Source organism: Bacteroidota bacterium, from assembly GCA_018816945.1.
Classification (GTDB): domain Bacteria; phylum Bacteroidota; class Bacteroidia; order Bacteroidales.
On the sequence record JAHIVC010000062.1, the window covers coordinates 83,091 to 89,784 of the forward strand.

4 protein-coding genes are annotated in these 6,694 nt (G+C 38.5%); 3 read left to right on the forward strand and 1 reads right to left on the reverse strand.

All coding sequences use genetic code 11. The features are described from left to right. Positions 1-139 precede the first annotated feature (139 nt). Both KKG99_09655 and KKG99_09660 read left to right on the forward strand, forming a co-directional pair. Entirely contained in the window at positions 140-703 is a 564-nt protein-coding gene (locus KKG99_09655) for a hypothetical protein (GenBank protein ID MBU1013262.1), read from the forward strand. Between the two features lie 550 nt (positions 704-1,253). Next, positions 1,254-3,998 (forward strand): HAD-IC family P-type ATPase, encoded by a 2,745-nt coding sequence (locus tag KKG99_09660; protein ID MBU1013263.1) that lies wholly within the window; start codon positions 1,254-1,256, stop codon positions 3,996-3,998. A gap of 456 nt (positions 3,999-4,454) precedes the next feature. Here KKG99_09660 and KKG99_09665 read toward each other — a convergent pair whose 3' ends face one another. After that, on the reverse strand, positions 4,455-4,625 hold the full coding sequence (locus KKG99_09665) for a hypothetical protein (protein ID MBU1013264.1): 171 nt from the start codon (positions 4,623-4,625) through the stop codon (positions 4,455-4,457). A 119-nt stretch (positions 4,626-4,744) separates the two neighbouring features. Between KKG99_09665 and pruA the strand changes: the two genes are divergently transcribed. Further along, positions 4,745-6,382, forward strand: coding sequence for an L-glutamate gamma-semialdehyde dehydrogenase (gene pruA / locus KKG99_09670; protein ID MBU1013265.1), 1,638 nt, complete (start codon positions 4,745-4,747; stop codon positions 6,380-6,382). The last annotated feature ends 312 nt before the right edge of the window (positions 6,383-6,694 follow it).

The window sequence follows — 6,694 nt, forward strand, 5'->3', positions numbered from 1 at the left end:
ACTATAAAATAAAAGAAATATTTCGAAGCTATGGGACGGAAAAATTAAAGACGATACAAGAGGATATACCAATGATGAAATCACATTTCAATACTTCATACAAACAAATGGTTCACCAGACTTTACAACATAGAATATTGTGGCAACAACAATGATTGCACAACAAATTCACAATGGATTTTCGTATACGCTCACTACCAAACTTGGAGATATTTTAAATTATGCTGAAGCTCAATATGGAAAGAGAGATTATTCATATACAATTTTAGGTATTGAATTTTATAATTTACCAATTCCTCAAGTATGGTATCCCCAAAACTGTAAGCATTATGCAATACAACTTACTGCAAGATGTCTAATAGATTTTAATGAAGGAATTTATGAATTAGCACACGAAGTCATTCATTGTTTAAGTCCAACGGCTGGACAATTTCCCGCAACTGTATTGGAAGAAGGTATTGCTACATATTTTGCTGTTGATTACACACAAAAAAATGGACACGGGAATTTTAGCAACATTACTGACCAGAGGTATAAAAATGCCTACAATTTATTTTCTCAATTAATTGCCTTTGACATTGATATAATCAAAAAAGTTAGGCAGGTTCAACCAACAATCTCATTAATAGCACACTCAGAGATTATAGCAATAAACAATACTATACCTATTCAATTGGCGACTGACTTAACTCAAATATTTTGACAAAAACACCTATACATAATATTGACGGACGAAGAAGAGCAGCCGATAATCGAGTAGGATGCCCCACCAGCGTTAGCTGATGGGGAGAACCTCTCACAATACTGTATCCCAAAGTTTTGGGAGGTCTCGCCAGCCTGACCGACCGGGCAGGTATACAGCGGTTCGTTAAGTTGTGAGGAAATTGATATACTAAAGACGTTACTGCTGCGCATAAAGGACTTTCGGTCCGAATGCCCACCTGAACGAATTCATTCGGGCAGGGATGTTCATCCGGGCGGGTTAACATCTGGGAAAATTATACTTGCTGTATAGCGGTTATTTAGAGTTTATTTGTATTTATATACTTTTTCAACTGTTTAGAACAAGTGTGTGCTGCTGCTTATTCAGGGCACACACAGGATTTTATTCATCATTTCCACTTCCAATTTAATTTACTTTCAATCAACTTACTAAATTTTATCCTTTCTGATTATATTTGCACTGAAACGATGATTAAAACACTAGATCGTTGGCAGCCATGAAAAAAACGCAATAATAAGGATTTTTTTAAATGAAAAAAAAAAACGAGGAAGTCGGACAATGGCACGCCATTGAATTTAGTCATGTTATTGACAATATGGAGAGCTCCATCAATGGCCTTAAATCAGTTGAAGCAAAAAACAGGCTTTTAAAGTATGGACTGAACCAAATAAAAAGAAAGAATAAGGACGGCGCAATAAAGCTCCTATGGCGACAAATCAACAACCCGTTAATTTGGGTACTGATAGGTTCAAGTACATTGGCTACTGTATTGGGAAAAATTACAGATGGCTTGGTAGTCCTTTCTGTTGTTGTCGTAAACACTATCATAGGATTTATACAGGAGTTTAAGGCGGGCAAAGCCATTGAAGCATTAAGCGATTTGGTGCCAGAAAATACAACTGTTATGCGCGATGGACAACTCGTTACCATAACTGTATCGGAAATTGTGCCCGGCGACATTGTTCAGTTGGCTGCTGGCGACCGTGTTCCTGCCGACATGAGGCTTATCCAACAAAAAAACTTTCAAGTCGAAGAAGCTGCGTTAACCGGCGAATCTGTTCCTTCGCAAAAAATAGTGGATGCTGTCAATAGAGATGCCGTTATTGGCGATAGAAAATGTATGGTTTTCAGCGGTACATTGGTAGTTTCAGGTACTGCTACAGCTATTGTAGTTGCTACAGGTATGAATACCGAACTCGGTAAAATATCAGATATGCTTAGCGAAACAATAGATCTGGAAACTCCCCTCACAAAGAAACTTGCAGTAATAGGTAAATATTTAACTGTCGGAATTTTAGCTATAACAATTGTAATAATGTTTGTTGGCACTTTCCGGGCTTTGGAGCAAGGTTTTTTGTTATACACTGCCCTAAAAGACAGCTTAATATTTGCCATTGCACTTGCAGTAGGGGCAATCCCTGAAGGTCTTCCGGCTGTGGTTACAATTGCGCTTGCTATTGGCGTTCAACGTATGGCAAAACGAAAAGCCATTATTCGAAAGCTCCCTGCTGTTGAAACATTGGGGAGTACAACGGTTATTTGTTCCGATAAAACAGGCACACTTACCCGCAACGAAATGACCGTTAATGAACTTTGGAACTATCAAAATAGCATTCAATTATCAGGCGTTGGCTATCATTTATCGGGTTCATTTATGCTTAATGGAGTTGAATTGACCACTTTGCCTGAAGAAATAAAAGTTTTACTAAAAAATGCTGTGTTATGCAGCGATGCTAATATCATTTACGAAGGCAAAGAATATAGCATTTCGGGCGACCCAACTGAAGTCGCCTTGGTAGTAGCGGCAGCAAAAGCAGGTATTGATACAGATGATTTACGACAAGCGCATCAACGAAAAGATGTTATTCCTTTTGACTCTGAGCTGCAATATATGGCTACGCTTAATGACCATGTAATAATTAAAGGTGCACCCGAAGTTATACTAAAACGTTGCTACGAGCATATCGGCGGTTATTCCTTAGATTCTCAACAAATTATCTCTCAAATTGAACACTTAGGTTCTAAAGGAATGCGAGTTTTGGCAATTGCTCAAAAAGATTGGACTAAAATTAATAGCCACGAATTAACTCCCGACGATGTCGTGGATGGGTTTCAATTTGTTGGCCTTATTGGTATGATTGACCCTCCTCGCCCGGAAGCAATCGAAGCTGTTAATGCATGCCATAATGCTGGCATTACAGTAAAAATGATAACCGGCGACCATCATGCTACTGCCCGTTCCATTGGCATGGAATTAGGACTATCGCTAGATGGCAAAGTTGTTACGGGTGTTCAACTATCGAAAATGGACGATACCGCATTAGACGAAACCATTCGAAGCACAAACATTTTCGCCCGTGTAGCTCCCGAACATAAACTTCGTTTAGTAAAAGCATTGCAAAAAAACAATGAAATTGTAGCCATGACCGGTGATGGGGTGAATGATGCACCATCGTTAAAACAGGCAAATATTGGCGTTGCCATGGGTATTACAGGTACATCGGTTTCAAAAGAATCGGCTGACATTGTACTTGCCGACGACAATTTCTCAAGTATCGGCGCTGCCGTTGAGGAAGGCCGAAGGGTTTACGACAATTTACTTAAATCGCTCGCATTTTTACTTCCCACCAATTTGGGTTTGGCTCTTATTCTTATTTATAGCATCATGTTCTTTCCATTTAGTCCGATTACAAACGAACTATTGCTACCAATGTTGCCAACTCAATTATTGTGGATAAACTTAGTTGCTGCAATAGCTTTGGCCTTGCCACTGGCATTTGAAGTAAAAGAACCTAATGTAATGAGCCGTCCTCCACGAAAACCTCAAGAACCTCTTTTTAACAGGTTCGTAACATTCCGGGTATTTTTCGTTTCTGTTTTAATGACTACAGGCACCATCATGCTGTTTAATTGGGGATATTTCAATTCGCTGAAAGAGGGAGTGGCTCAGGTAGATGCATTGGCAAAATCGCAAACCATTGCTGTTACTTTTGTCATCATGTTTCAAATATTCTATTTAATCAATTGCAGGTCACTTAACGATTCTGTCTCGAAAATTGGTTTCTTCAGTAACAAAATCATCTTCTGGGGAATTGCCACAATTCTCATTTTGCAAGCACTGTTTATTTACACACCCTTTATGCAAAAAGTATTTGGAACTGCATCACTCGATTTAAGAGGTATAGTAATCTCTTTGGTTGCCGGTTCAATAATATTCCCGATTATTGGTATAGAAAAATGGATAGTTAGGAGACTATCTGAAAATAAGATATAGTACAGATAATCATATTTTTATGTTCTAATTGAAATAGAATATGACAGAACACCAAATTTTGTAATATTCTTAGTGTATCCATTGTCTAATTGTGCCTTTGTGGCTAATTTTTTTCTGCCTCGAAGGTACTATTGCACCAAAAAGCTTAAAAAATCAGACAGTCTCTTATAATCATGAATTCAAAATCATGATAATTATAAGGGTATAATTGAAAGCTTAAAATCATATTCTGCAAGATGCAATCAGCATATTCAAAAGCAGTATAAAAATTCAAGAGCTCATTGTTTATAACGTTTTGATTTCATAAAGGATTTCAAACGTTTTGATTAAAAGATGTATATTATTTTATTTGATTCGACAGGATGGACAAATATGATAAACGAGATAAAAAAACAATAATCATTGCTGCCAATCGAGTAGCCCGCCCCATCAGCCAACACTGACAGGGAGAGGCTCTCACCTGCCTGCGCAGGCAGGTACCACCGTATCCCGAAGTTTCGGGAGGTTTCGCCCGACTGAACCGGTCGGGCAGGTATACAGCGGTTTCCCGATACATCGGGATGGGGCAATTTTCTCGTAATAAGTAAGCATAGCCTCATAAAAGAAAAGTATCCATACCTCCATCATTTCGATGATAAATTTTTAATTGTTTTTTCCCGAAAGCTACTTTAAAATATATAATTTTGCATACGTTATGCTTTTCATTACATAACGCACAATTTATTTACAAATAAAAAGTCATTAAGATGAACAACGCAATTTTTGATTTTAAAGAACCAAAAAACGAACCGATTTACACATATTTGCAAGGAAGTCCGGAACGAGAACTTCTTTTAAAAGAACTGGATAAACAAAGTAATCAGGAAATAGAAATCCCATTGATTATTGGCGGAAAGGAAATATTTACAGGGAATACAGAAAACGTTGTATCTCCGCATAAGCACCAACATATAATTGCAAAATATCACAAAGCAAGGCCGGAAGATGTTAAGGCTGCCATTGAAGCAGCGCTTAATGCTAAAACAGAATGGATGGAAACTTCCTGGGTGGAACGTGCTTCGATAATGCTGAAAGCAGCCGAATTGATTTCGAAAAAATACCGTTACGTTTTAAATGCGGCTGCCATGCTTGGCCAGGGGAAAAATGCTTATCAGGCGGAAATTGATGCAGCCTGCGAAACCATCGATTTTTTGAGGTTTAACGTACATTTTGTTTCGCAGATATTCGAGAATCAACCGACCATTGGCCTTGATAATATCAACCGACTTGAATACCGTCCGCTCGAAGGATTTGTTTTCACCATTTCTCCTTTCAATTTTACCGCAATTGCGGCTAATTTAAATACATCGGTTGCTCTGATGGGAAATACAACGGTTTGGAAGCCTGCTACCACTTCATTACTATCAAGTTATTATTTAATGAAGATTTATAAAGAGGCCGGAATACCGGATGGGGTCATTAATTTTATTCCGGGTTCGGGAGCCATGATTGGCGACCTTGTATTAAAACACCGTGATTTGGCAGGCATCCATTTTACAGGTTCTACCGGTACTTTTAATGGACTTTGGAAAACGGTAGGGCAAAACCTTGAACTTTACAAATCGTACCCCAGATTGGTAGGCGAAACCGGTGGTAAAGACTTTATTTTTGCCCATAATTCAGCCTATCCGGAACAACTGGCTACAGCCATCGTGAGTGGTGCTTTTGAATATCAGGGACAAAAATGCTCGGCAGCTTCCAGAACCTATATTCCAAAATCCATTTGGGTGGAAACCAAAAAATTCATTCTGGAAAAAGTTTCAAAAATAAAACTCGGGGATGTTTCCGATCTGAATAATTTCATGAATGCCGTAATTGATGAAAAGTCTTACGAAAATATCATGGGTTATATCAATGATGCAAAAAAAGCACCCGATGCTAAAATATTGTTTGGTGGAAAGGGCGACAAAAGTGTTGGTTATTTCATTGAACCGACCATTATCGAAACTACCAATCCAAATTTTAAAACCATGCAGGAAGAAATTTTTGGGCCAGTAATGACTATTTTTATTTACGAAGATGATCAGTTTGAGCAAACTTTAAAAATTTGTGATGAAACTTCACCTTATGCGCTTACGGGTTCTATATTCTCAAATGATAAGTACGCTACGATTAAAGCATGCAGAATCCTTCGTTACGCAGCCGGAAATTTTTATTATAACGACAAACCCAGTGGTGCGGTGGTAGGATTACAACCCTTTGGCGGGGCCCGTGCTTCAGGCACAAATGATAAAGCAGGAAGCTATTTAAACTTACTTCGTTGGACAAGTCCCAGAACTGTAAAAGAAACCCTTTTGCCACCAACTGATATTGAGTATAAATACATGAAAGGATTCCGGTTTTAAAGAAAATTTTTGACAAATCAGGAATAAAATCAAGTATAGCCGATGACATCCATGCCGAACTTTGGAAAAAATTTATACACCCTCGCACCTTGTTTATATCCAAAAGATTTGCATATTTGAAATATTTATACATACTGCGAATGGGTGTGCTTATGCTCATGCTGGGCACACATCGAGTAGGCTGCCCCACCAGCGTTAGCTGATGGGGAGAACCTCTCACACCACTGTACGTACGGGTCTCGTATACAGCGGTTCATTAAGATGTGGGGCAATCTTTACGTAGTAAGTAAGCAAAGCCTCGTAACCTCTCTT